Genomic DNA, 21,052 nt, shown 5'->3' with positions numbered 1-21,052 from the left:
AGGCCACGCGGCCCCGACAGGGCGGCCTTCGTCGTGAACCCCTCCCTGAAGACCCTCTGGCGTGACTAGCTGCAGCCCTCGGCCGGGGGCGCGGTCTCCGACAGCTTCAGGCCCTCGATGCCGCCGAACCACTTCTCCAGCAGCTGCTTCATGGTGCCGTTGTCCCAGATCTTCTTCACCGCGGTGTTGACGGCCTCACACGTCTTGGTGTCGCCCTTCTTCAGGCCGATGCCGTACTTCTCGTCGGTGAAGCCCTGGCCGAGCACCTTGAAGTTGCCGCCGGCCTGCTTGGCGAAGCCCGCCAGGATCAGGTCGTCGGTGGTGACGGCGTCGAGGTTGCTGCCCGACAGCTTCTGCACGCACTCGGAGTAGTTGGCCGCGTCGACGGTCGTGGCGTCGATGTCGAGCTTGCCGTCCGGGGGCGGGTCGGTGACGCGCTTGTAGGAGTTGGAGCCGGCCGCCTTGCAGATCTTCTTGCCCTTGAGGTCCTGCGGGGCGTTGATCGCGGCGTCGTCCTTGCGGACCATGATGTCCTGGTGCGCGATCACGTACGGGCCGCCGAAGGACACCTTGGCCTTGCGCTCCTCGGTGATGGAGTACGTGGCGAAGACGATGTCGACGGTGCCGTTCTGGAGGAAGGGCTCGCGGTTGGAGGAGGCCGACTCCTTCCACTCGATCTGGGCGTCCTTGCCGCCGTTCATCTCCTTCAGCACGGCCTTGGCGACGTCGACGTCGAAGCCCTCCGGCTCCGACCCCTTCTTCAAGCCCAGGCTCGGCTGGTCCCACTTGGTGCCGACCACGACCTTGCCGCCGTCCTGAACCTTCTCCAGGACGCTGGCGTAGGTCTTGTCACCGCCGCAGGCGGCCAGGGCGGCGAGCATGCCCACTCCCGTGACCACCGCTCCCAAACGACGCATGTGCATGTATACCTGCCTCAAAATCTCAGTGCGTGAGGATCTTCGAAAGGAAATCACGCGCGCGGTCGGTCTGCGCGTTGGTGAAGAACTCGTCGGGGGTGTTCTCCTCCACGATCTGCCCGTCCGCCATGAAGACCACCCGGTTGGCGGCCCGGCGGGCGAATCCCATCTCGTGCGTGACGACCATCATCGTCATGCCGTCACGTGCCAGCCCGATCATCACGTCGAGCACCTCCTGGACCATCTCCGGGTCCAGGGCCGAGGTGGGCTCGTCGAAGAGGATCATCTTCGGGTCCATGGCCAGCGCACGTGCGATCGCGACCCGCTGCTGCTGGCCGCCGGAGAGCTGGGCCGGGTACTTGTCCGCCTGCGCGGCGATGCCCACCCGTTCCAGCAGCTCCATGGCCCGCGCGTCGGCCGCCTGGCGGTCCTTGCGGCGCACCTTGATCGGGCCGAGCGTGACGTTCTCGCGGATGGTCTTGTGCGCGAACAGGTTGAAGGACTGGAACACCATGCCGACCTCGGACCGCAGCCTGGCCAGCCCCCTGCCCTCCTCGGGCAGCACCTGGCCGTCGAACACGATCCTGCCGTCGTCGATCGTCTCCAGGCGGTTGATCGTCCGGCACAGCGTGGACTTTCCACCGCCCGAAGGCCCGATGACCACCAGAACCTCGCCACGAGAGACGGTCAAGTTGATGTCCTTCAGGACGTGCAACGCCCCGAAGCGCTTGTTGACGCCCTCCAACTGAACGAGTGGAGTGGCGTCGCCGTTCTCCGTCATGGACCAAAACGGTAGAGGTCATTAAGACGCTGGTCACTAACCAGGTGGTACCGATCCGGTCACATCGAGCCGTCAAGCTGGTGTTTTAGACGGGGGCGGCTGCCGCGAGCCGGACAACGACTACCCTTGAACCTGCCATGACTGTGACCCAGGAGAGCGCCCGCACGTACGAAGTGCGCACATACGGGTGCCAGATGAACGTGCACGACTCCGAGCGCCTTTCCGGCCTGCTGGAAGACGCCGGCTACGTGCCGGCCCCCGACGGCCGGACGGCCGACGTCGTCGTGTTCAACACGTGCGCCGTGCGGGAGAATGCCGACAACCGCCTTTACGGAAACCTCGGCCACCTGCGGCCGGCCAAGATGGACAACCCGCGCATGCAGATCGCGGTGGGCGGCTGCCTGGCCCAGAAGGACCAGGGCGAGATCGTCCGCAAGGCGCCCTGGGTCGACGTCGTCTTCGGCACCCACAACATCGGATCCCTGCCGGTGCTGCTGGAGCGGGCCCGGGTGGCCGGCGAGGCGCAGGTCGAGCTGAAGGAGTCGCTGGAGGTCTTCCCCTCCACGCTGCCCACCAAGCGCGAGTCGGCCTACGCGGCGTGGGTCGCGATCTCGGTCGGCTGCAACAACACCTGCACGTTCTGCATCGTGCCGTCGCTGCGCGGCAAGGAGAAGGACCGCCGTCCCGGCGACGTCCTGTCCGAGGTGCGCACGCTCGTCGGCCAGGGCGTCCTGGAGGTGACGCTGCTCGGCCAGAACGTCAACACCTACGGCGTCGAGTTCGGCGACCGGCTGGCCTTCGGCAAGCTGCTGCGCGCCTGCGGCGACGTCGAGGGCCTGGAGCGGGTGCGCTTCACCTCGCCCCACCCGGCCGCCTTCACCGACGACGTCATCGCCGCCATGGCCGAGACGCCCAACGTCATGCACCAGCTGCACATGCCGTTGCAGTCGGGCTCCGACCGGGTGCTGAAGGCCATGCGCCGCTCCTACCGGGCCGAGCGCTACCTCGGCATCATCGAGCGGGTGCGGGCCGCCATGCCCGACGCGGCCATCTCGACCGACATCATCGTCGGCTTCCCCGGCGAGACCGAGGACGACTTCCAGGCCACCCTCGACGTCGTCCGGCAGAGCCGCTTCGCCAACGCCTTCACCTTCCAGTACTCCATCCGTCCGGGCACCCCGGCGGCCACCATGGAGGACCAGATCCCGAAGGAGGTCGTCCAGGAGCGTTACGAGCGCCTGGTGGCCCTGCAGGAGGAGATCTCCTGGGAGGAGAACAAGAAGCAGGTCGGCCGCACGCTGGAGGTGCTGGTCGCCGAGGGCGAGGGCCGCAAGGACGACGCCACGCGCCGCCTGTCCGGCCGCGCCGCCGACAACCGGCTCGTGCACTTCGCGGTGGGCGAGGAGACCCCGAGGCCCGGTGACATGGTCACCGTCGAGGTCACCTACGCCGCCCCCCACCACCTGGTCGCCGACGGCGCGGTCCGGGCGGTGCGGCGCACGCGGGCCGGCGACGCCTGGGAGGCGCGCCAGGGCGCCCCGGCGAAGGGGGCCGGCGTGCTGCTCGGCATGCCGTCCGTCGGCCGCCCGGCGGCTCCCGCCCCGGCCGCCGGAGCCTGCTCGGCCCACTGAGCCACCGCGTTCCGACACCCCGCCGCTCCTTCGGGACGGCGGGGTGTCGCGTGTGGGTCAGCGCCTGAGACGGTCGAGGAAGCTGTAGCACGGCTGCCGGCGGAAGTCGTCGAACGTGGCGCACGGATCGGGGCCGCCGGCCCGTACGGAGGGAGGCGGCGGCGGGGGAGGCGCCTGACGGTCCGGCTCGGGGACGACCCGTTCCCTGGGCGGCGCCTGCGGGGACGCGTGCGGAGCCGGACGGCGTACGGCGGCCCGCCGGGACGGACGCGGCGGCGCGACCAGCGGCGGACGCGTGGGAAGCGCCCTGGGCGAGAGCGGCGACGACAGCTCGCCCTTCACCGGCCTGCCCCTGCCCGAAGGGAGCGAGGGCTCGCCCGGCTCGGGCTCCGCCGTCGTGGGCCGGTCGGGCGCCGGCACGGCCTCCATCCACCCCGGCGACCAGGGGCCGGGCGACCAGGGGCCCGCCGACGGGGTGGGCGGCGCCGGGGACGGCTCGGCCACCGGCGAGCCCGCGATCTGCGAAGGAAAATACGATCTTGGGATAAGCGGTGTTTCCTGATCGAATTCACGGCGGATTTGCGGGCGCGATTCCGGAGAACTGGTGAATGCGAGGAAAATCCCGAGCCCGGCCGTGACGAGTACCCCGGCCGCCCCGGCCGCGGCGCCCAGCCGGGGACGGCCACCTGGGCAAACAGATCGTTGGGGGGACAAGTCGTGATTCCTTTGTGATTGGTGTGCGAGCATTCCGCTGATGCGGCTAGTGTGGTCCATCACCCGCGGAAGCCGGCGAGCTTTCCCCGATACGACCGCAGGGAGCTGCACCACCATGCATGATCCGACCGAGACGGATCGTCAGGAGATCCTCTCCGGGCCGGGCTCGTCCCCGAGACCCCCCGGCAAGAGCAGGAAGACCGCCGTCATCGCCGCGTTCGCCCTCGTTGGCGTGCTCGCCGCGGGCGGCGCCGGCTACCTGCTGGCGGCCAAGCCCGGCCAGAGCACCCAGCAGGAGCAGGGCTCCGGCCGCCCGTCCCCGGCCACGAGCGCCGGCGACGAGGTGTTCGAGGCCGACGAGGACGCCACCATGGGCGACGCCACCACCGACGCCCCCGACGACGGCCTGCCCACCGACGGCTCCGACGACTCCGCCATGGGCGACGCCGTCACGGACACGGGCGGCGGCTCCGACCCCGCCGACAAGGGATCGACCGGTTCCGACGGCACCGGCGGCACCGGCGGCACGACGCAGACGGGCACCGGCAAGAAGCCCGGCACGCCGTCCGCCAAGGCCCCGCAGCCGGACGGCGACAATCCCGCCGACGGCCCCGCTGGGGTGCTCAGCGGCCAGTGCGCCAAGAGCGGCTGCTGAGACACCGCCCCCAAGTGGCTCGCCCTTTCCGGCCGGTAATGGATCTGCTGGAGAGCCGGCCGTCCTCGTAGGGTGCCGGGCATGACGACTGACAGAGCGGCCACGTTGCGACGGCTGCACGTGCCCGGCAGCCCGCTGATCCTGCCCAACGTCTGGGACGCCGCCTCGGCGCGCGCGGTCCAGGAGGCCGGGTTCCCGGTGGTGGCCACCGGCAGCGCGGCCGTCTCCCGCGTGCTGGGGTACGCCGACGGCGAGAGCACCCCGGTCGGCGAGATGATGGCCGCCATCGCCCGCATCGCCAGGGCCGTGGACGTGCCCGTGACCGCCGACGTCGAACGCGGTTACGGGCTCGCGCCGGGTGAGTTGGCCGAGCGGCTGGCCGAGGCGGGGGCGGCGGGCTGCAACGTGGAGGACTCCGACCCGCGGACCGATGAGCTGGTCGACGCCGGGGCGCAGGCGGATTTCCTGGCCGGGATGCGGGCGGCCGCGGGCGACGCCCTGGTGATCAACGCCCGGGTCGACACCTACGTGCGGGGCGTGCGCGACCGGGCGGCGGCGGTGTCGCGCGGGCGGCGCTACCTGGAGGCCGGGGCCGACTGCGTGTACCCGATCACGCTGGCGGACGAGGGCGAGATCGCGGCCCTCGTCGCCGAGGTGGGCGGGCCGGTGAACATCCTGTTCCGGCCGAAGGCGCCGTCGTACGCGCGGCTGGCGGAGCTGGGGGTGGCCAGGATCAGCTTCGGCGGCGGCCTCCACCAGGCGGCCCACGCCTACACCCAGGGCCTGCTCGCCGCCATCGCACAAGGCCACGACCCCTACACGACCTGACCGCCGGGTTGGGGCGGGTGGCGCGTACGCTTGCGCTCGTGCTTGTCGCCGCGGCCGTCTGCCCGCAAACCCCGCTGATCGTGACCGGGCTGCCCGAGCTGCGCGCGGCCTGTCGTACCGCGGTCGCCGCGCTCCGGGCCGCCCGTCCCGACGTGCTGGTCGTGGTGGGCGGCGCGGAGGCGACCCGCTCCTACGACGGCGCCGCGGCGGGCACCCTGCGGCCCTGGGGCTTCGACATCACGGTGGGCGAGGGCCGGCCCGTGCTGCCGCTGTCCCTGACCGTCGGCCGCCGCCTCCTGAACGACCCCGAACAGCTCCCCGCCACCGACGCCGACGGGGTTCCCGGGCAGGCGGTCGCCTTTGACGCCGATCCGGCCGAGTGCCGGGCGATCGGCGCCGGGCTGGCCGCCCTCGGACGGGTCGCGCTGCTGGTCATGGCCGACGGCTCGGCCTGCCTGACCCCGCGGGCCCCGGGCCGGTACGACGAGGCGGCCGGGCCGTACGACGACCTGATCGCCGAGGCGGTCGGCAGGGCCGACGCGGCGGCGCTGGCCGCGCTCGACCCCGTCGAGGCCGACCGGCTGTGGGTGACCGGCCGCGCGGCCCTCCAGGTGCTGGCCGGCGCCGCCGAGGGGACGCCGCTGACCGGCACGCTGCTCATGCGGTCCTCGCCCTACGGCGTCGGCTACTTCACGGGCGTGTGGCGCTGACGAGGCGGCGCCGGGAGGCGCGTCAGGCCTGGGGGCGGCGGGGGACGGGGATGCGCATCAGGTCGCGGGCGGTGATCACTTCGCCGTCGTAGCTGCGGCGTACCTCCGCCACGAACGCCGGCTCCTCGGCGAACCCGTACCGCTCGGAGAAGTGCGTGAGCACCAGCCTGCGCACCCCCGCGTCGGCCGCCACCACGCCCGCCTCGAACGCCGTCAGGTGCCCGTACTCCTTGGCCAGCGCGCTCTCGGCGGACAGGAACGTCGACTCGATCACCAGCAGGTCGGCCCCGAAGGCGAGCTCGAACACGGCGTCGCACAGGCGGGTGTCCATGACGAACGCGGCGCTCTGCCCCGGCCTGGGCTCGCTGCACTCGGCGAGCGTGACGCCCCGGACCGAGCCGGTGCGCTGGAGCTCGCCGACCTCCGGGCCGCGGATGCCGTGGCGGGCCAGCCGGTCGGGAAGCATGCGGCGGCCGGGCGGCTCCTGGACGCGGTAGCCGTACGACTCGACGGGGTGGGACAGGCGGCGGGCGATCAGCGGCCCCACCCCGGCCAGCGCGCCGGAGACCGGATGCTCCTCGATCACCTTCGTGTCGGCGAACGCGGCCGCGTGCCGCAGCCGGCGCCAGTACGTCTCGCCGGCGGCGGGGAAGACCGCGCGCACCGGATGGCGCACCCGGTCGCGGGCGATGCGCTGCACGACCCCGGGCACGCCCAGGCAGTGGTCGCCGTGGAAGTGGGTCACGCACAGCCAGTGGACGTCGTTCGCGCTCAGCCCGGCGTGCAGCATCTGCCGCTGCGTGCCCTCGCCCGGGTCGAAAAGGTAGCCTTGCCCGTCCCAGCGCAGAAGGTACCCGTTGTGGTTACGGTGTCGGGTGGGCACCGCGCTGGAGGTGCCCAGCACCACGAGTTCACGTGAGGACATGATGACCACGCAGTCCACGCTGTCCACGGTCGCGTTCGCCGAGGTGCCGACGCCGGTCGGCCCGTTCGTCCTGGCCGTCACCGAGCGGGGGCTGGTCGCCTCGGGATGGGGGTCGCCCGCCGGACTGGCCGGCCGCCTCGGCCTGGCTGAGGTTCATGATGCGGATCGTACGGCCTGCGCGGTCGCCGAGCTGAACGCATATTTCGCCGGAGAGCTGCGCACGTTCAGCACCCCCGTGGACTGGCGGCTGATGACCGGCTCCCGGCTGCAGGTGCTCCAGGCCCTGCACCGCGTCCCGTACGGCACCGCCGTCACCTACGGCGAGCTGGCCCGGCGGGCCGGGTCGAGCGTGCCCGCCCGCGGCATCGGCTCGATCATGGGCTCCAACCCGATCCCCATCATCGTGCCCTGCCACCGGGTGGTCGCGGGCAACGGGCTGGGCGGGTTCAGCGGCGGCGTGGGGGTGGAGACCAAGCGCTGGCTGCTGACCCACGAGGGATACCTCCAGCCGACGCTCCTCGACCTGTAGGTGGTCCGTCCACACCTGGACAGTTGACACACTGGTCGGTGTGCGCCAGCAGCCAGTCATCGCCGTCGTGGGCCCCACGGCGGCCGGGAAGTCCGATCTCGCCGTCGACCTCGCGCTCCGGCTCGGGGGCGAGTGCGTCAACGCCGACTCCATGCAGCTCTACCGCGGCATGGACATCGGCACGGCCAAGCTCACCCCCGCCGAGCAGCGCGGCGTCCCCCACCATCTGCTGGACATCTGGGACGTCACGGTCACGGCCAGCGTCGCCGAGTACCAGCGGCTGGCCAGGGAGCTGTTCGCGAAGATCGACGTCCCGGTGCTGGTGGGCGGCAGCGGCCTCTACGTCCGGGCGGCCCTCGACGACCTGGAGTTCCCCGGCACCGACCCGGTGATCCGGGCCCGGCTGGAGGCGGAGCTGGCCGAGCGCGGCCCGGCCCCCCTGTACGCGCGGCTGCGCGAGCTCGACCCGCCCGCCGCCGAGGCGATCCTGCCGAGCAACGGCCGCCGCATCGTGCGCGCGCTGGAGGTGATCGAGCACTCCGGCCGGCCGTTCTCGGCCACCATGCCGTCCTACGACGCCGTCTATCCCAGCGTGCAGCTCGGCCTGGAGGTGCCGCGGGGCGTGCTCGACGAGCGCATCGAGCTGCGGGTCGAGCGCATGTGGGCGGCGGGCCTGGTCGAGGAGGTCCGCGCGCTGCTCGGGCAGGGCCTGGCCGAGGGGCGCACGGCGGGCCGCGCGCTCGGCTACGCCCAGGTCATCCGGTTCCTGGAGGGCGAGTGGACCGAGGAGCAGGCGTTCGCCGAGACGGTCAGGGCCACCCGGCGCTTCGCCCGCCGCCAGGAGTCGTGGTTCCGCCGCGACCCGCGGGTGCGCTGGCTCCCGTACGACGCCCCCGACCTGCTTGAACGATCCCTGGCGCACATCGCCGACCCGGGTGCGGCATAAACTCAGGCAATGCGGTTTCTCAAGGGGCACGGCACCGAGAACGATTTCGTCATCCTGCCCGATCCCGACGACGGCGTGGAAGTGACGGCCGCGCTCGTGGCCAAGATCTGTGACCGGCGGGCCGGGATCGGCGCCGACGGCGTGCTCCGGGTCGCCCGGACCAAGCAGCACGCCGAGGTGGCCGAGCAGGCCGCGGTGGCCGACTGGTTCATGGACTATCGCAACGCCGACGGCAGCGTCGCGGAGATGTGCGGCAACGGCGTACGCGTCTTCGCCCGCTACCTGGTGGACGCCGGGCTGGTGGAGGGGACGGAGTTCTCCCTGGCCACCAGGGGCGGCCCGCGCCGGGTCCGGGTCGAGCCCAACGGCGACATCACGGTCGACATGGGCAAGCCGGCCGTGCTGGGCGAGAGCGTGGCGGGCGTCGGCGGCCACGAGTACCCCGGTCTCCACGTCGACATGGGCAACCCCCACCTGGCCTGCGCGATCGGCGACCCGGTCGTCCAGCTCGACCTCAGCCACCAGCCGGGCTTCGACACCGGGGTGTTCCCGGCCGGCGTCAACATCGAGCTGTTCAACCCGGTCGGCGTCAGCCGCGTGGTGATGCGGGTCTACGAGCGCGGCTCGGGCGAGACGCGCTCCTGCGGCACCGGCGCCGTGGCGACCGCCGTGGCCGCCGCGCACATGTCCGGCGACACCACCGGCACCTGGACCGTCGAGGTCACCGGCGGCTCGCTGACCGTCATCCTCGACGAGGACACGAGCTACCTGTCCGGCCCGGCGGTGATCCTGGCGAGCGGCGAGCTGATGCTTGCAGAATGATGTTCTCCTGAGGGATGCTGGGTCCAATTTCCGAACCGAGGAGGGGTTGAGGATGGCGGACCCGCGTACCACGGCGGTCCAGGTCAAGGCGCCGATCGGTCAGTACGGCGGCGGCTTCATGGTCTCCCGCGAGGCCAAGGCCGTCTGCGAGCAGCACGGGCTCGGCCCGCGCGAGCTGTACTTCCGCGGGCGCTGCGGGGTGCTCGGCGAATGCCACGCCGACGTCGTCACCTCGGTGGCGGTCTTCTTCCCCGCCGCCCACGTCGAGGAGAGCTGGAACGGCGGCAGGAAGATGCCCGTCGAGCAGGCCGTCGAGCTCTACACCGAGGCGTGCAGGCAGTGGGGCCGGCGCAAGCTCGGCGGTTACGACGGCTGCGCCCGGATCGCCGAGCTGCTCGAACCGGTCGTCGCGCAGGCCTCGCCGGTGGGCGCGCCGCTGTTCGCCGGCTGGCGGGCGGTGCCGCTGCCGGACGACCCGCCCGCGCGCGCCGTCCAGCTCATGCACGTCCTGCGCGAGCTGCGCGGGGGCCTGCACGCCAACGCCGTGCTCGCGGCCGGCCTGCACCCCCTGGAGGCCACGCTCGCCGCCGTCCACGACACCACCCCCTTCGGCTACGCCGACGGCGTGACGATCGCCAGGTTCTTCACCTGGCCCGAGCCGTACGCCACCCCCGGCCCTGACGTCGTGGCGCGGCGGGCCCAGGTCGAGGAGACCACCGACGACCTGATGGCCCCGGTCTTCTCGGTCCTGCGCGACAACGAATCGGACGAGCTGATCGAGCTTCTGCGTTTTGGGCACGCTCGTTGACCTGGCAGACTGACTGCCCATGGACGTGGACATCTGGGCCTGGGTCGGCGAAACCCAGCAGCAGCTTTCCGAGGCGGGCAACGTTGGCCTCGCCATGGCGCTGGGAGACCTTCCCGCACAGGCCTACGAGGGCCGGTATCCGCAGCTCGACGTGATGGCCCCGGCCATCGCCCAGCAGGCCGAGACGCTGGAGCTGCCCTGGCTGGAGTTCTACGCCCGCTACTGGCACCTCATGGGCCGCATCGGCGACCGGGCCCAGGGCGCGGTGGCCATCGACGACGCGCGGCAGCTGCTCACGTTCGCCCAGCGCGAAGACGTGCGCGACTGCCCGGCCACCCCGGCCGCCGTCGAGGCGATGGCCGTCGTGTGGGCCAACACCGACGGCCCCGGCTACGCCGGTGACCGCCTGGAGACGGTGGGCGCCTTCCTGGAGGGCATGAGCCCGGAGCGGCCCGCCTTCAGCGGCCTGGTCACCCAGTACGTCGCGGCGCTCGTCGACGCGGGCAAGGCCGGCGAGGCCGTCGCCTACGCCGAGTCCGCGGTCGAGCGGCTGCGCACGGCCGGTCGCGAGGCGAGCTGGGAGCTCGGCGCCGAGGGCGCCCGCGCCCTGCTGGCCGCCGGCCGGGCCGACGACGCGCTGGCCGCCCTGCAGGCCGCCGCCGACTTCGCCCCCGACGACCCGCCCGCCAAGGCCCACCGCGAGGGCGTGCGCCGCGCGCTCATCCTGGCCGAGCTCGGCCGCACGGCCGAGGCCGTCGACGCGCTGCCCGACCTCGACGTGGTCGGCGAGCACCCGCGGGTCTTCGTCGAGTGGTCGCGCGCGGTCGCCAAGCTGGCCGGATCCTCCCAGATCACCAACACCTGGCAGCTCGGCCGCGTGCTGCGCCAGTGGATCGACTACTTCGGCATGATGGGCGGCTACCGCGCCCGCGTCGAGCTCGCGCTGGTCGCGGGCGAGCTGGCCCTGGCCAGGAACGGCGTGTGGCAGGCCCGCCTGCTGGCCGACCTGGCCGAGTCCGGCGCGGCGGAGCTGCGCGGCGAGACCGGCGACCTGACCGAGCGCGTCGCCGCGCTGCGGGCCGCCGCCGACGCCACCTCCGAGCCCGCGGCCCCCGGGCCCCTGACCGAGCGGGTCGGCCTGTTCGACGCCGCCGACGGCTTCAACGCCGACCCCGAGAAGTGGGTGGGCTGGCTCGCGCCGCTGTCCGGGCAGGACCTGGAGGCCACCCGCCGCCACACCACCACGCTCGGCTTCCTCGGCTTCCCCGCGGCGGGCGCCGACATCTACTGGAAGCTGCTGGTCGACTCCGGCGACATCGCCTCGGCCGACCCCGACGACATCGCCTACCTGACCACCCTGCTCATCGAGGCCCGCCAGGACGAGCGCCTGGAGCAGATGGCCGCGCTGCTGCCGCACGCCGCCCAGTACCTCGCGCTGGCCCGGCTCCACAGCGCCCGCGAGCGCTGGCCGGAGACGCTCGACGCCGCCGAGCACGCGGTCGCGGCCGGGGCCGGCATCGAGGCCAGGCGCCTGCTGTCCGGCGCCGCCCAGCAGCTCGACCACAACGACAGGGCCGCCGGCGTCCTGGCCGAGGTGCTCGACGAGCTGACCGACGAGGACGTCTGGCGCATGGTCGTCATGGCCACCTCGGCGGAAGACTGGGACACCGTGCGCAAGGGCGCGGCCAAGATCGGCATGCCGATCAAGTCCAAGCAGGGCCCGATCGAGGAGGAGATGGGCCTGATCCGGCTCATCCTCCCGGCGCCCGACGGCGGCCAGCGCCAGGTGTTGTCCATCCGCACCGGCCCGGCCACCGCCCGGCTGGCGCTGCCGCAGCCGCGCGGCATGGACTACAACGCCGGCGACCTGGTCGTGTTCGACCCGCAGCTGCTGGAGCCCGTCCCGGAAGACCCGCAGGAGCAGCAGAACTTCGTGCCGCCGTTCGCGGCCGTGCGCATCCTGCGTCCCGGCGGTTACACCAGCTACTTCTTCGACGGCGCCGCGCCGAGCGAGGAGGACTGGGCGGAGTTCACCGAGGTCATGGCCGAGCGCGGCTGGCCGATGTGGGTCTACAGCGACGAGAACTACACCGTCACCCACCCGACCAGCGGCGAGTCGCTGCCGGGCGTGTTCGGCTGGGTCGCGGTGCCGCCGGACGTGTCGGCCGCCGAGGTCGACGCCCTGCTCGACGACGCCACCGAGCGCTGGGTGCACCCGCTGGCCTGGCTCGACCTGGCCCGCGAGATCGACGTCGAGGTCGAGCGGCACGAGCGCATCGTCAAGGAATACGGGCTCTGACGTGCTGGAGCGCTTCAGCCTCGACGGCAAGGTCGCCATCGTCACGGGCGCGTCGTCGGGGCTGGGCGTGGCCTTCGCCCGCGGGCTGGCCGAGGCCGGCGCCGACGTCGTGATCGGCGCCCGGCGCGCGGACCGGCTGGCGGAGACCGGGCGCCTGGTCGAGGAGACCGGGCGCCGCTGCCTCCCGGTCCCGACCGACGTGGCGGCGCCGGAGGAGTGCGACGCGCTGGTCGCCGCGGCCGTGGCCGAGTTCGGGGCGGTCGACGTGCTGATCAACAACGCGGGGGTCGGCACCGCCGTGCCCGCGCTGCGCGAGCGGCCCGAGGAGTTCCGCCGGGTGGTGGAGATCAACCTGCACGGCACGTACTGGATGGCGCAGGCGTGCGCGCGGGTGATGCGGCCGGGCTCGTCGATCGTGAACATCGGCAGCATCCTCGGCGCGACCACCGCAGGGCTGCCGCAGGCCGCCTACAGCGCGTCGAAGGCGGCCGTGGCCGGGCTCACCCGCGACCTGGCCCAGCAGTGGACGGCCCGGCGCGGCATCCGGGTCAACTGCCTGGAGCCGGGGTTCTTCGCCTCGGAGATGACCGAGCAGTACCCGCCCGGCTACCTGGAACGCATGCTGGAGCTGCGGGTGCCGATGAAACGGCCCGGCGACCCGGCCGAGCTGGTGGCGGCGGCGGTCTTCCTGGCCTCCGACGCCTCCTCGTACGTCACCGGTGTCACGCTGCCGGTGGACGGCGGCATCCTGATCACCTAGACGGTCCTTCTAGTACGTTGTCGGGAATGACCGCCCCCTTCGTACGTTCCTACCGTCCGGCCGATCTGGCCGCCGTCTACGACATCTGCGTGCGCACGGCCGACGCCGGTGGCGACGCCCGCGGCCAGTACGCCTCCGACCTGCTCATGGGCGACATCTTCGCCGCCCCCTACGTCACCCTGGAGCCCGAGCACGCCCACGTCGTGGACGACGGCACCGGCCAGGCCGTCGGCTACGTCGTGGGCACCGCGGACACGGCGGCGTTCGTCCGCCGCTACCGCGAGGAGTGGATCCCGGCGTCCGCGGCCCGCTGCCCCCTTCCCGCCGACCCGCCGGTCACGGCGGACGACGTGATGCTCGCCCTGCACCACCGGCCCGAGCGCATGCTGGTGCCCGAGCTGGCCGGCCACCCCGCCCACCTGCACATCGACCTGCTGCCCGACTGGCAGGGCAAGGGCTGGGGACGCCGGCTCATGAGCGCCTTCGTCGACGGCCTGCGCGCCGCCGGGGTGCCGCGGCTGCATCTGGGGATGGTCAGCACGAACGCGCCCGCGCGGGCCTTCTACGACCGGCTCGGCTTCGCGGAGCTGGCGGTGGCCGACGCCGGGCCGGTGACGTACCTGGGACGGGACACCTCGCCGCTCGGCTAGCTCTTGTCCGCGGGGAGCCAGGGCCTTATGTTCGTTGCGTAGTCCGGTGCGTGTTGCGTATTAAGGAACAACCGGAGGCGTGATGGGTCGGCCGCGCGTGGTGATCATCGGAGCCGGGATCGTGGGGTGCGCGGTGGCCGACGAGCTCACCGAACGCGGCTGGAGCGAGGTCACCGTGGTGGAGCAGGGCCCGCTCTTCGCCGCGGGCGGCTCCAGCTCGCACGCCCCCGGCCTGGTCTTCCAGACGAACCCGTCCAAGACCATGACCGAGTTCGCCGCCTACACCGTGCGCAAGTACACCGCGCTCGGCGCGCACTGCTTCCGGCAGGTCGGCGGCCTGGAGGTGGCCACCACCCCCGAGCGCTGGACCGACCTGCACCGCAAGCTCGGCTGGGCGCAGTCGTGGGGCGTCGAGGGCCGCCTGCTGGACGCCGCGCAGTGCGCCGAGCTGTGGCCGATGCTGGACCGCGACCGGGTGCTCGGCGGCTTCCACGTGCCGAGCGACGGCCTGGCCGCCGCCGTGGCCTGCGGCGAGACGCAGGCGGCGCGGGCCACCGAACGCGGGGCGCGCTTCCTCGGCGGGCACACCGTGACCGGCGTCGAGCAGCAGGGCGGCCGGGTCACCGGCGTCTCCTGCCTGGCCGCGGGGGAGTACCGGACGATCCCGGCCGACGTGGTCGTGTGCGCGGCCGGATTCTGGGGCCCGTCGATCGGGGAGATGGCCGGGCTGACCGTGCCGCTGCTGCCGCTGGCCCACCAGTACGCGAAGTCCGGCCCCCTGCCCCCGCAGCCCGAGGGCCCCATCCTGCGCCACCAGGACCGCGACCTGTACGCCCGGCAGCACGGCGACCGCATCGGCATCGGCTCCTACGCCCACCGCCCCATGCCGGTCGCCCAGCACGAGATCGGTCCCAAGGGCACCACCATGCCCTCGGTCCAGTCGTTCACCGAGGAGGACTTCGAACCCGCCTGGCGCGACGCCGCCGAGCTGCTGCCCGCCCTGGCCGGCTCCAAGTACGAGGACGGCATCAACGGCGTCTTCTCCTTCACCGCCGACGGCTTCCCGCTGATCGGCGAGGCGCCGCAGCTGGACGGGTTCTGGCTGGCCGAGGCCGTCTGGGTGACGCACTCGGCGGGGGTGGCCAGGGCGGTCGCCGAGCTGCTGGTGACCGGCCGGTCGCAGGTGGACCTGCACGAGTGCGAACCGGCCAGGTTCGAGCAGGCGCAGCTGTCGCCCGCCTACGTCGAGGAGCGCGGCAGGCAGAACTTCGTCGAGGTCTACGACGTCATCCACCCGTTGCAGCCCATGGAGTCGCCGCGGCCGATGCGGACCAGCCCGTTCCATCCGCGTCAGGTGGAGCTGGGCGCGTACTTCCTGGAGTCGGCCGGATGGGAGCGGCCGCACTGGTTCGAGGCGAACGAGCCGCTGCTCGCCGGCCTCGAAGAGCCGCGGATCGGCGCCGACCGGCGGGACGCGTGGGCCGCCCGTCACTGGTCGCCCATCGCGGCCGCCGAGGCGTGGGCCACCCGCGAGCGGGTCGCGCTCTACGACATGACCTCGCTCAAGCGCATCGAGGTCAGCGGTCCGGGCGCGACGGCCTTCCTCCAGCACATGACCACCAACAACGTGGACAAGAAGCCCGGCACGGTCACCTACACCCTGCTGCTGGACGCCGGCGGCGGCATCCGCTCCGACCTCACGGCGGCGCGGCTGGCCGAGGACAGGTTCCAGCTCGGCGCGAACGGCAACCTCGACCTCGACTGGCTGACCCGGCACGCCCCCCGCGGGGTGCACATCAGGGACATCACGCCCGGCACCTGCTGCGTCGGCGTGTGGGGGCCGCAGGCCAGGGAGCTGGTGCAGGGGCTCACGGACATGGACCTGTCCAACGAGGGCTTCCGCTACTTCACCTGCCGGTCCGGGTACGTCGGGCAGGTGCCGGTGCTCGCGATGCGCGTCTCGTACGTGGGCGAGCTGGGCTGGGAGCTCTACACCGGCGCCGACATGGGGCTCAAGCTGTGGGACACGCTGCGGTCCGCCGGGACGCCGGTCGCGGGCGGGCGGGCCGCGTTCAACAGCCTCCGGCTGGAGAAGGGGTACCGGCTCTGGGGCGTGGACATGACCACCGAGCACGACCCGTACGAGGCCGGGCTGGGCTTCGCGGTCAAGGAGGACAAGGACTTCCACGGCCGCGACGCGCTGCGCGCCGAGCCGTCGCGCAGGCTCGTGCCGCTGCTCAGCGCCGAGGTGGTCATGGGCAAGGAACCGGTCTGGCACGCCGGCCGCGTCGCCGGGTACGTCACCAGCGCCGCGTACGGGCACACCATCGGCCGTCCGATCGCCTACGCCTGGCTGCCGGCCGAGCTGGCCGGACCGGGGACGCGGGTGGACATCTCGTACTTCGGCCGCCGCGTGCCCGCGGAGGTCGCCGCCGAGCCGCTGTTCGACCCCCGGATGGAGAAGATCAGACGTTGACCCACCCCGGCTTCCTCTGGCGCAACCCCGATCCGCGGCCCTCCTACGACGTGGTCGTCGTGGGCGGCGGCGGGCACGGCCTGGCCACCGCCTACTACCTGGCCAGGAACCACGGCCTGACGAACGTCGCCGTCCTGGAGAAGGGCTGGCTGGCCGGCGGCAACATGGCCCGCAACACCACCATCATCCGCTCCAACTACCTGTGGGACGAGAGCGCCGCCCTCTACGAGCACTCGCTGAAGCTGTGGGAGGGCCTGAGCGCGGAACTGGACTACGACCTGCAGTTCAGCCAGCGCGGCGTGCTCAACCTGGCGCACAACCTGCACGACGTGCGCGAGGGCAGGCGGCGGGTCAACGCCAACCGGCTCAACGGCGTGGACGCCGAATGGCTGGACGCCGACGAGGTCAGGAAGTTCTGCCCGATCGTCAACGTCTCCGGCCGGGCCCGCTACCCCGTCCTGGGGGCCACCTTGCAGCGGCGCGGCGGCATCGCCAAGCACGACCACGTCGCCTGGGCGCTGGCCCGCCAGGCCGACGCGTACGGCGTGGACCTGATCCAGGGCTGCGAGGTGACCGGGTTCGAGATCACCGGCAACCGGGTGACCGGCGTGCGCACCTCGCGCGGGCCCATCGCGGCGGGCACGGTGGCGCTCGCCTCGGCCGGGCACACCTCGGTCCTGGCCGAACGGGCCGGGATCCGGCTGCCGCTGCAGTCGCACCCGCTCCAGGCGCTGGTGTCGGAGCTGCTGGAGCCGGTGCTCGACTGCGTCGTCATGTCCAACGCCGTCCACGTGTACGTCAGCCAGGCGCACAAGGGCGAGCTGGTCATGGGGGCGGGCATCGACGCGTACAACTCCTACGGGCAGCGCGGCGGGTGCCACGTGATCGAGGCGCAGATGGCGGCGGCCCTGGAGCTGTTCCCGCTGTTCAGCCGGGTCCGCGTGCTGCGGACGTGGGCCGGGATCGTGGACGTCTCGCCGGACGCCTCCCCGATCATCGGCGCCACCCCCGTGGACGGTCTCTACGTCAACGCCGGGTGGGGCACCGGCGGCTTCAAGGCGACCCCCGGCTCCGGCTGGGTGTACGCCGACACGATCGCCAACGGCCGGCCGCACCCGCTGGCCGAGCCGTTCGCGCTGGAGCGGTTCACCACGGGCGCGCTCGTGGACGAGCACGGCGCGGCGGCGGTGGCCCACTGATGCTGCTGCTCGACTGCCCCCACTGCGGCCCCCGCGACGAGACCGAGTTCCACTACGGCGGCCAGGCCGGGATCCCCTACCCGCAAGCGCCCGGCGAGCTGTCCGACCAGGAGTGGGCCGCCTACGTCTTCCTGCGCGACAACCCCAAGGGCTGGTTCCGCGAACGCTGGTTCCACACGCACGGCTGCCGGACCTGGTTCACCGTCGAACGGCACACGGTCACGCACGAGATCAGGAAGGCGCCATGAGGTTCACCTTCGACGGCCGTCCCCTCCAGGGGGAGCCGGGCGACACGCTGGCCGCCGCACTGCTGCGCAACGGGGTGCGGGTGGTGGGCCGGGGCGTGGAGTCCGGCCGCCCGCGCGGCGTCTTCTCGGCCGGTCCCGAGGAGCCGAACGCCCTGGTCCGCGTGGGCGCCGACCCGATGCTGGCGGCCACGACGGTGGAGCTGTACGACGGGCTGGAGGCGTGGAGCCTGCGCGGCAAGGGCCGGGTGGACCTCGACGCGGCCGACGACCGGCGCTGCGACAAGGGCTACCTGCACTGCGACGTGCTGGTGGTCGGCGGCGGCCCGGCCGGGCTGGCGGCGGCCGCCGCGGCGCGCGCGGCCCGGGTGATCCTGCTCGACGACCAGCCCCGCCTCGGCGGCGACCTGCTGAACAGCCGGGTGCTGCTCGACGGCGCGCCCGCGCTCGACTGGGTGGACTCGCTCGACCTGTCCGGCGTGCGGGTGCTCACCAGGACCACGGCCGTCGGCTATCACGACCACAACTACGTGGTGGCCGTCGAGCGGCGGGCGCGCGGCGAGCGGCTGTGGCACATCAGGGCCCGCCGGGTCATCCTGGCGACCGGCGCCCACGAGCGTTCGCTCGCCTTCCCCGGCAACGACCGGCCGGGCGTCATGCTGGCCTCGGCCGCCCGCGCCTACGCCAACCGGTACGGCGTGCTCCCCGGCCGCCGCGCGGTCGTCCTGGCCTGCGCCGACTCCGGCTACGAGGCCGCCGCGGACCTGCGCGCGGCCGGCGTGGAGATCGCCGCGATCGTCGATCCGCGCCCCGCAGGACTCACCCCCGACGCCCTGGCCGGGCAGGTGATCACCGGCACCACGGCCGGCGCGGACGGCGTGCTGACCGGCGTGCGGGTGGGGGAGCGGCACATCGAGGCCGACCTGCTGGCCGTGGCGGGCGGCTGGAACCCCGCCGTGCACCTGTTCAGCCAGTCGCAGGGACGGGTGCGCTTCGACGAGGGGGTGCAGGCGTTCGTCCCGGACGTCTCGGCGCAGGCGGAACGCTCCGCAGGCGCCTGCCGCGGCCGGTACGGCACCCGCGAGGCCATCGCCGACGGCCACGCCGCCGGCCGGGAGGCCGCCGGATCCGCCGCCCGCGAACTCCGCGTGCCCGACTGCGACGAGCGCCCCCCGCGGCCACCCGCCGCGTTGTGGCTGGTCGAGGGGGACGGCGACGAGCCCGCCTTCGCCGACCTGCACCGCGACGTGACCGTGGCCGACCTGGCCAGGGCGACCGGCGCCGGGATGCGCTCGGTCGAGCACGTCAAGCGCTACACCACCGCGGGCACCGGCGCCGACCAGGGCAAGACGTCGGGGACGGTCGTCGTGGGCGTGATGTCGGCGCTGCTCGGGACCGCGCCGGGGCAGGTGGGCACGACCACGTTCCGGCCGCCGTACACGCCGGTGTCGTTCGCGACGTGGGCCGGGCGCGACCGCGGCGCGCTCTCCGACCCGGTCAGGACCACCGCCATGCACGCCGCGCACGTCGCGGCGGGCGCGGTGTTCGAGGACGTCGGCCAATGGAAGCGCCCCCGCTACTTCCCGCTGGACGGCGAGAGCATGGAAGCGGCCGTGGCGCGCGAGTGCCGGGCCGCCCGCACCTCCGTCGCCGCCATGGACGCCTCCACCCTGGGCAAGATCGACATCCGGGGCGCGGACGCGGGCGCGTTCCTGGACCGGATCTACACCAACCTGTACTCCACGCTCGCCGTCGGCGCCTGCCGCTACGGGCTCATGTGCCGGGCCGACGGCATGGTGTTCGACGACGGCACCACGACCAGGCTCGCCGACGACCACTACCTGATGACCACGACCACCGGCAACGCCGCCGCGGTGCTCGACTGGCTGGAGGAGTGGCGGCAGACCGAGTGGCCGGAGCTCGACGTCTCCTTCACCTCGGTCACCGACCACTGGGCGACGGTCGCCGTGGCCGGCCCCAAGGCACGGCGGGTGATCGCCGCCGTCGCGCCCGGCGCGCTCGGCCTGCCCTTCATGCGGTACGCCGGGACGGACGTGCTCGGCGTGCCCGGCCGGGTGTTCCGGATCAGCTTCTCCGGCGAGCTGGCCTACGAGGTCAACGTGCCCTGGCCGTACGGCAGGGCGTTGTGGGAGGCCGTGCTGGAGCTGGGCGCGGTGCCGTACGGGACCGAGGCGATGCACGTGCTGCGGGCCGAGAAGGGGTTCGCCATCGTCGGCCAGGAGACCGACGGCACGGTCACGCCGCAGGACCTCGGCATGTCGTGGATCGTCTCCGCGCGCAAGCCCGACTTCGTGGGCAAACGCTCGCACGCCCGCCCCGACACCGCCCGCGAGGGCCGCAAACGCCTGGTCGGCCTGCTCGCCGACGATCCCGCGACGCCGATCGAGGAGGGCGCCCAGCTCGTCAGGGGCGGGCCGGGCGCGCCCATGCTGGGGCACGTCACCTCCGGCTACGTCAGTGCGGCGCTCGGCCGGACGTTCGGGCTGGCCATGGTCAGGGACGTCGTGCCCGGGGACCGGCTCACGGCGGTGTCGGGGGCGGCGGCCACCGGCGTGACGGTCGTCGAGCCGGTCCTGTACGACCCGGGCAACACCCGCCGTGACGGCGATCCCCTGGAGGCGGACGTGCCCGCGGCACTCGGGGGCGTTCCGGCGCGGGAGAGCCCGGCGGCGGCGTTCGCCGACCGGTTCGCGGCGGCGAGCGGGCCGTCGGTGCGGCTGCGCGAGCTGCCGTTCGAGCCGATGTGGGAGGTCAGGGGGGCCGATCCCGGCGTGGGGCTGCGGCTCGGCCCGTCGTGGTGGCTGGTGACCGGGGACGCCGCGCCGGGGCCCGGCTGGGTGGACGTCTCGGGGCAGCGGACGATCCTGGAGCTGTCCGGGCCGATGGCGGGCGACGTCCTGATCACCGGCTGTCCCGTGGACCTGCATCCCGACGTGTTCCCCGGGCACGCGCAGACGCTCCTGGGCCGGGCCTCGGTGATCCTGGAACGGCGGGCGGCCGGGGAGTACCGGATCCACGTCAGGTCGTCGTTCACCGCGTACCTGGCAGAGTGGCTCTTGGACGCCCTCTTAGCGTTATAAGACCATTTAGGGGTACTTGCTATACCTAGACTTTACGAAAACCGAAGTCTGGGGGA

General features: G+C 73.0%; 19 protein-coding genes. 15 read left to right on the top strand and 4 right to left on the bottom strand.

Annotation, left to right across the window (positions count from 1 at the left end; translation table 11 throughout):
* Positions 1 to 65 precede the first annotated feature (65 nt).
* Positions 66 to 917, bottom strand: coding sequence for a glutamate ABC transporter substrate-binding protein (locus ACWEJ6_RS38170; protein WP_358291919.1), 852 nt, complete (start codon positions 915 to 917; stop codon positions 66 to 68).
* A 25-nt stretch (positions 918 to 942) separates the two neighbouring features.
* Positions 943 to 1,698, bottom strand: coding sequence for an amino acid ABC transporter ATP-binding protein (locus ACWEJ6_RS38165; protein WP_358291921.1), 756 nt, complete (start codon positions 1,696 to 1,698; stop codon positions 943 to 945).
* 137 nt (positions 1,699 to 1,835) lie between these two features.
* Here ACWEJ6_RS38165 and miaB point away from each other — a divergent pair, with 137 nt between their 5' ends.
* Complete coding sequence (miaB, locus tag ACWEJ6_RS38160) at positions 1,836 to 3,329, top strand: tRNA (N6-isopentenyl adenosine(37)-C2)-methylthiotransferase MiaB (protein ID WP_387672328.1); 1,494 nt, start codon at positions 1,836 to 1,838, stop codon at positions 3,327 to 3,329.
* A gap of 57 nt (positions 3,330 to 3,386) precedes the next feature.
* Here miaB and ACWEJ6_RS38155 read toward each other — a convergent pair whose 3' ends face one another.
* Positions 3,387 to 3,833: a hypothetical protein gene (locus ACWEJ6_RS38155; protein WP_452430181.1), complete on the bottom strand. Its 447-nt coding sequence runs from the start codon at positions 3,831 to 3,833 to the stop codon at positions 3,387 to 3,389.
* Between the two features lie 325 nt (positions 3,834 to 4,158).
* On the opposite strand from ACWEJ6_RS38155, the gene ACWEJ6_RS38150 reads away from it, so the two are divergent.
* The 3 genes from ACWEJ6_RS38150 (at position 4,159) to ACWEJ6_RS38140 (ending at position 6,236) form a co-directional block, all read left to right on the top strand.
* Positions 4,159 to 4,698 (top strand): flagellar basal body-associated FliL family protein, encoded by a 540-nt coding sequence (locus ACWEJ6_RS38150; protein WP_364343351.1) that lies wholly within the window; start codon positions 4,159 to 4,161, stop codon positions 4,696 to 4,698.
* Positions 4,699 to 4,779: 81 nt separating this feature from the next.
* Positions 4,780 to 5,526: an isocitrate lyase/PEP mutase family protein gene (locus tag ACWEJ6_RS38145; RefSeq protein WP_452430179.1), complete on the top strand. Its 747-nt coding sequence runs from the start codon at positions 4,780 to 4,782 to the stop codon at positions 5,524 to 5,526.
* A gap of 38 nt (positions 5,527 to 5,564) precedes the next feature.
* Positions 5,565 to 6,236: a hypothetical protein gene (locus tag ACWEJ6_RS38140; protein WP_452430177.1), complete on the top strand. Its 672-nt coding sequence runs from the start codon at positions 5,565 to 5,567 to the stop codon at positions 6,234 to 6,236.
* Positions 6,237 to 6,258: 22 nt separating this feature from the next.
* On the opposite strand, the gene ACWEJ6_RS38135 is transcribed toward ACWEJ6_RS38140, so the two are convergent.
* Complete coding sequence (locus ACWEJ6_RS38135) at positions 6,259 to 7,161, bottom strand: ribonuclease Z (RefSeq protein ID WP_358291932.1); 903 nt, start codon at positions 7,159 to 7,161, stop codon at positions 6,259 to 6,261.
* Here ACWEJ6_RS38135 and ACWEJ6_RS38130 point away from each other — a divergent pair.
* The 11 genes from ACWEJ6_RS38130 to ACWEJ6_RS38080 all read left to right on the top strand — a co-directional run bounded on the left by ACWEJ6_RS38130 (position 7,160) and on the right by ACWEJ6_RS38080 (position 20,996).
* On the top strand, positions 7,160 to 7,690 hold the full coding sequence (locus tag ACWEJ6_RS38130; RefSeq protein WP_358291934.1) for a methylated-DNA--[protein]-cysteine S-methyltransferase: 531 nt from the start codon (positions 7,160 to 7,162) through the stop codon (positions 7,688 to 7,690). The two genes, ACWEJ6_RS38135 and ACWEJ6_RS38130, sit on opposite strands and share 2 nt — an antisense overlap.
* A 40-nt stretch (positions 7,691 to 7,730) precedes the next feature.
* Positions 7,731 to 8,636 carry a tRNA (adenosine(37)-N6)-dimethylallyltransferase MiaA gene (gene miaA / locus ACWEJ6_RS38125; RefSeq protein WP_452430174.1) on the top strand — a complete coding sequence of 302 codons (906 nt, stop codon included), beginning with the start codon at positions 7,731 to 7,733 and terminating at the stop codon, positions 8,634 to 8,636.
* 9 nt (positions 8,637 to 8,645) lie between these two features.
* On the top strand, positions 8,646 to 9,458 hold the full coding sequence (dapF, locus tag ACWEJ6_RS38120) for a diaminopimelate epimerase (protein ID WP_387672349.1): 813 nt from the start codon (positions 8,646 to 8,648) through the stop codon (positions 9,456 to 9,458).
* 52 nt (positions 9,459 to 9,510) lie between these two features.
* Complete coding sequence (locus ACWEJ6_RS38115) at positions 9,511 to 10,266, top strand: SCO6745 family protein (RefSeq protein WP_452430171.1); 756 nt, start codon at positions 9,511 to 9,513, stop codon at positions 10,264 to 10,266.
* A gap of 19 nt (positions 10,267 to 10,285) precedes the next feature.
* Complete coding sequence (locus ACWEJ6_RS38110; RefSeq protein ID WP_387672355.1) at positions 10,286 to 12,565, top strand: tetratricopeptide repeat protein; 2,280 nt, start codon at positions 10,286 to 10,288, stop codon at positions 12,563 to 12,565.
* Position 12,566: 1 nt separating this feature from the next.
* A complete protein-coding gene (locus ACWEJ6_RS38105; protein WP_358291943.1) occupies positions 12,567 to 13,325 on the top strand; it encodes an SDR family NAD(P)-dependent oxidoreductase in 759 nt (252 codons plus the stop codon).
* A gap of 26 nt (positions 13,326 to 13,351) precedes the next feature.
* On the top strand, positions 13,352 to 13,975 hold the full coding sequence (locus ACWEJ6_RS38100) for a GNAT family N-acetyltransferase (protein WP_397214572.1): 624 nt from the start codon (positions 13,352 to 13,354) through the stop codon (positions 13,973 to 13,975).
* An 82-nt stretch (positions 13,976 to 14,057) separates the two neighbouring features.
* Complete coding sequence (locus ACWEJ6_RS38095; protein ID WP_452430168.1) at positions 14,058 to 16,451, top strand: GcvT family protein; 2,394 nt, start codon at positions 14,058 to 14,060, stop codon at positions 16,449 to 16,451.
* Positions 16,448 to 17,650 (top strand): sarcosine oxidase subunit beta family protein, encoded by a 1,203-nt coding sequence (locus ACWEJ6_RS38090; RefSeq protein ID WP_364343325.1) that lies wholly within the window; start codon positions 16,448 to 16,450, stop codon positions 17,648 to 17,650. The genes ACWEJ6_RS38095 and ACWEJ6_RS38090 overlap by 4 nt, the downstream gene beginning before the upstream one ends.
* Positions 17,650 to 17,898 carry a sarcosine oxidase subunit delta gene (locus ACWEJ6_RS38085; protein ID WP_358291951.1) on the top strand — a complete coding sequence of 83 codons (249 nt, stop codon included), beginning with the start codon at positions 17,650 to 17,652 and terminating at the stop codon, positions 17,896 to 17,898. Before ACWEJ6_RS38090 ends, ACWEJ6_RS38085 begins: the two co-directional genes overlap by 1 nt.
* Entirely contained in the window at positions 17,895 to 20,996 is a 3,102-nt protein-coding gene (locus tag ACWEJ6_RS38080) for a 2Fe-2S iron-sulfur cluster-binding protein (RefSeq protein ID WP_452430165.1), read from the top strand. Before ACWEJ6_RS38085 ends, ACWEJ6_RS38080 begins: the two co-directional genes overlap by 4 nt.
* The last annotated feature ends 56 nt before the right edge of the window (positions 20,997 to 21,052 follow it).

This window comes from Nonomuraea sp. NPDC004702, assembly GCF_053601695.1.
Note: the sequence above shows the minus strand (reverse complement) of the source record. Positions and strands in the feature narration are given on the sequence as shown.

Excerpts from the sequence above, each read along its gene's own strand:
- ACWEJ6_RS38170 (WP_358291919.1), bottom strand. The coding sequence starts at position 917 with ATGCGTCGTTTGGGAGCGGTGGTCACGGGAGTGGGCATGCTCGCCGCC.
- ACWEJ6_RS38165 (WP_358291921.1), bottom strand. The coding sequence starts at position 1,698 with ATGACGGAGAACGGCGACGCCACTCCACTCGTTCAGTTGGAGGGCGTC.
- miaB (WP_387672328.1), top strand. The coding sequence starts at position 1,836 with ATGACTGTGACCCAGGAGAGCGCCCGCACGTACGAAGTGCGCACATAC.
- ACWEJ6_RS38150 (WP_364343351.1), top strand. The coding sequence starts at position 4,159 with ATGCATGATCCGACCGAGACGGATCGTCAGGAGATCCTCTCCGGGCCG.
- ACWEJ6_RS38145 (WP_452430179.1), top strand. The coding sequence starts at position 4,780 with ATGACGACTGACAGAGCGGCCACGTTGCGACGGCTGCACGTGCCCGGC.
- ACWEJ6_RS38130 (WP_358291934.1), top strand. The coding sequence starts at position 7,160 with ATGATGACCACGCAGTCCACGCTGTCCACGGTCGCGTTCGCCGAGGTG.
- ACWEJ6_RS38135 (WP_358291932.1), bottom strand. The coding sequence starts at position 7,161 with ATGTCCTCACGTGAACTCGTGGTGCTGGGCACCTCCAGCGCGGTGCCC.
- dapF (WP_387672349.1), top strand. The coding sequence starts at position 8,646 with ATGCGGTTTCTCAAGGGGCACGGCACCGAGAACGATTTCGTCATCCTG.
- ACWEJ6_RS38115 (WP_452430171.1), top strand. The coding sequence starts at position 9,511 with ATGGCGGACCCGCGTACCACGGCGGTCCAGGTCAAGGCGCCGATCGGT.
- ACWEJ6_RS38110 (WP_387672355.1), top strand. The coding sequence starts at position 10,286 with ATGGACGTGGACATCTGGGCCTGGGTCGGCGAAACCCAGCAGCAGCTT.
- ACWEJ6_RS38100 (WP_397214572.1), top strand. The coding sequence starts at position 13,352 with ATGACCGCCCCCTTCGTACGTTCCTACCGTCCGGCCGATCTGGCCGCC.
- ACWEJ6_RS38095 (WP_452430168.1), top strand. The coding sequence starts at position 14,058 with ATGGGTCGGCCGCGCGTGGTGATCATCGGAGCCGGGATCGTGGGGTGC.
- ACWEJ6_RS38085 (WP_358291951.1), top strand. The coding sequence starts at position 17,650 with ATGCTGCTGCTCGACTGCCCCCACTGCGGCCCCCGCGACGAGACCGAG.
- ACWEJ6_RS38080 (WP_452430165.1), top strand. The coding sequence starts at position 17,895 with ATGAGGTTCACCTTCGACGGCCGTCCCCTCCAGGGGGAGCCGGGCGAC.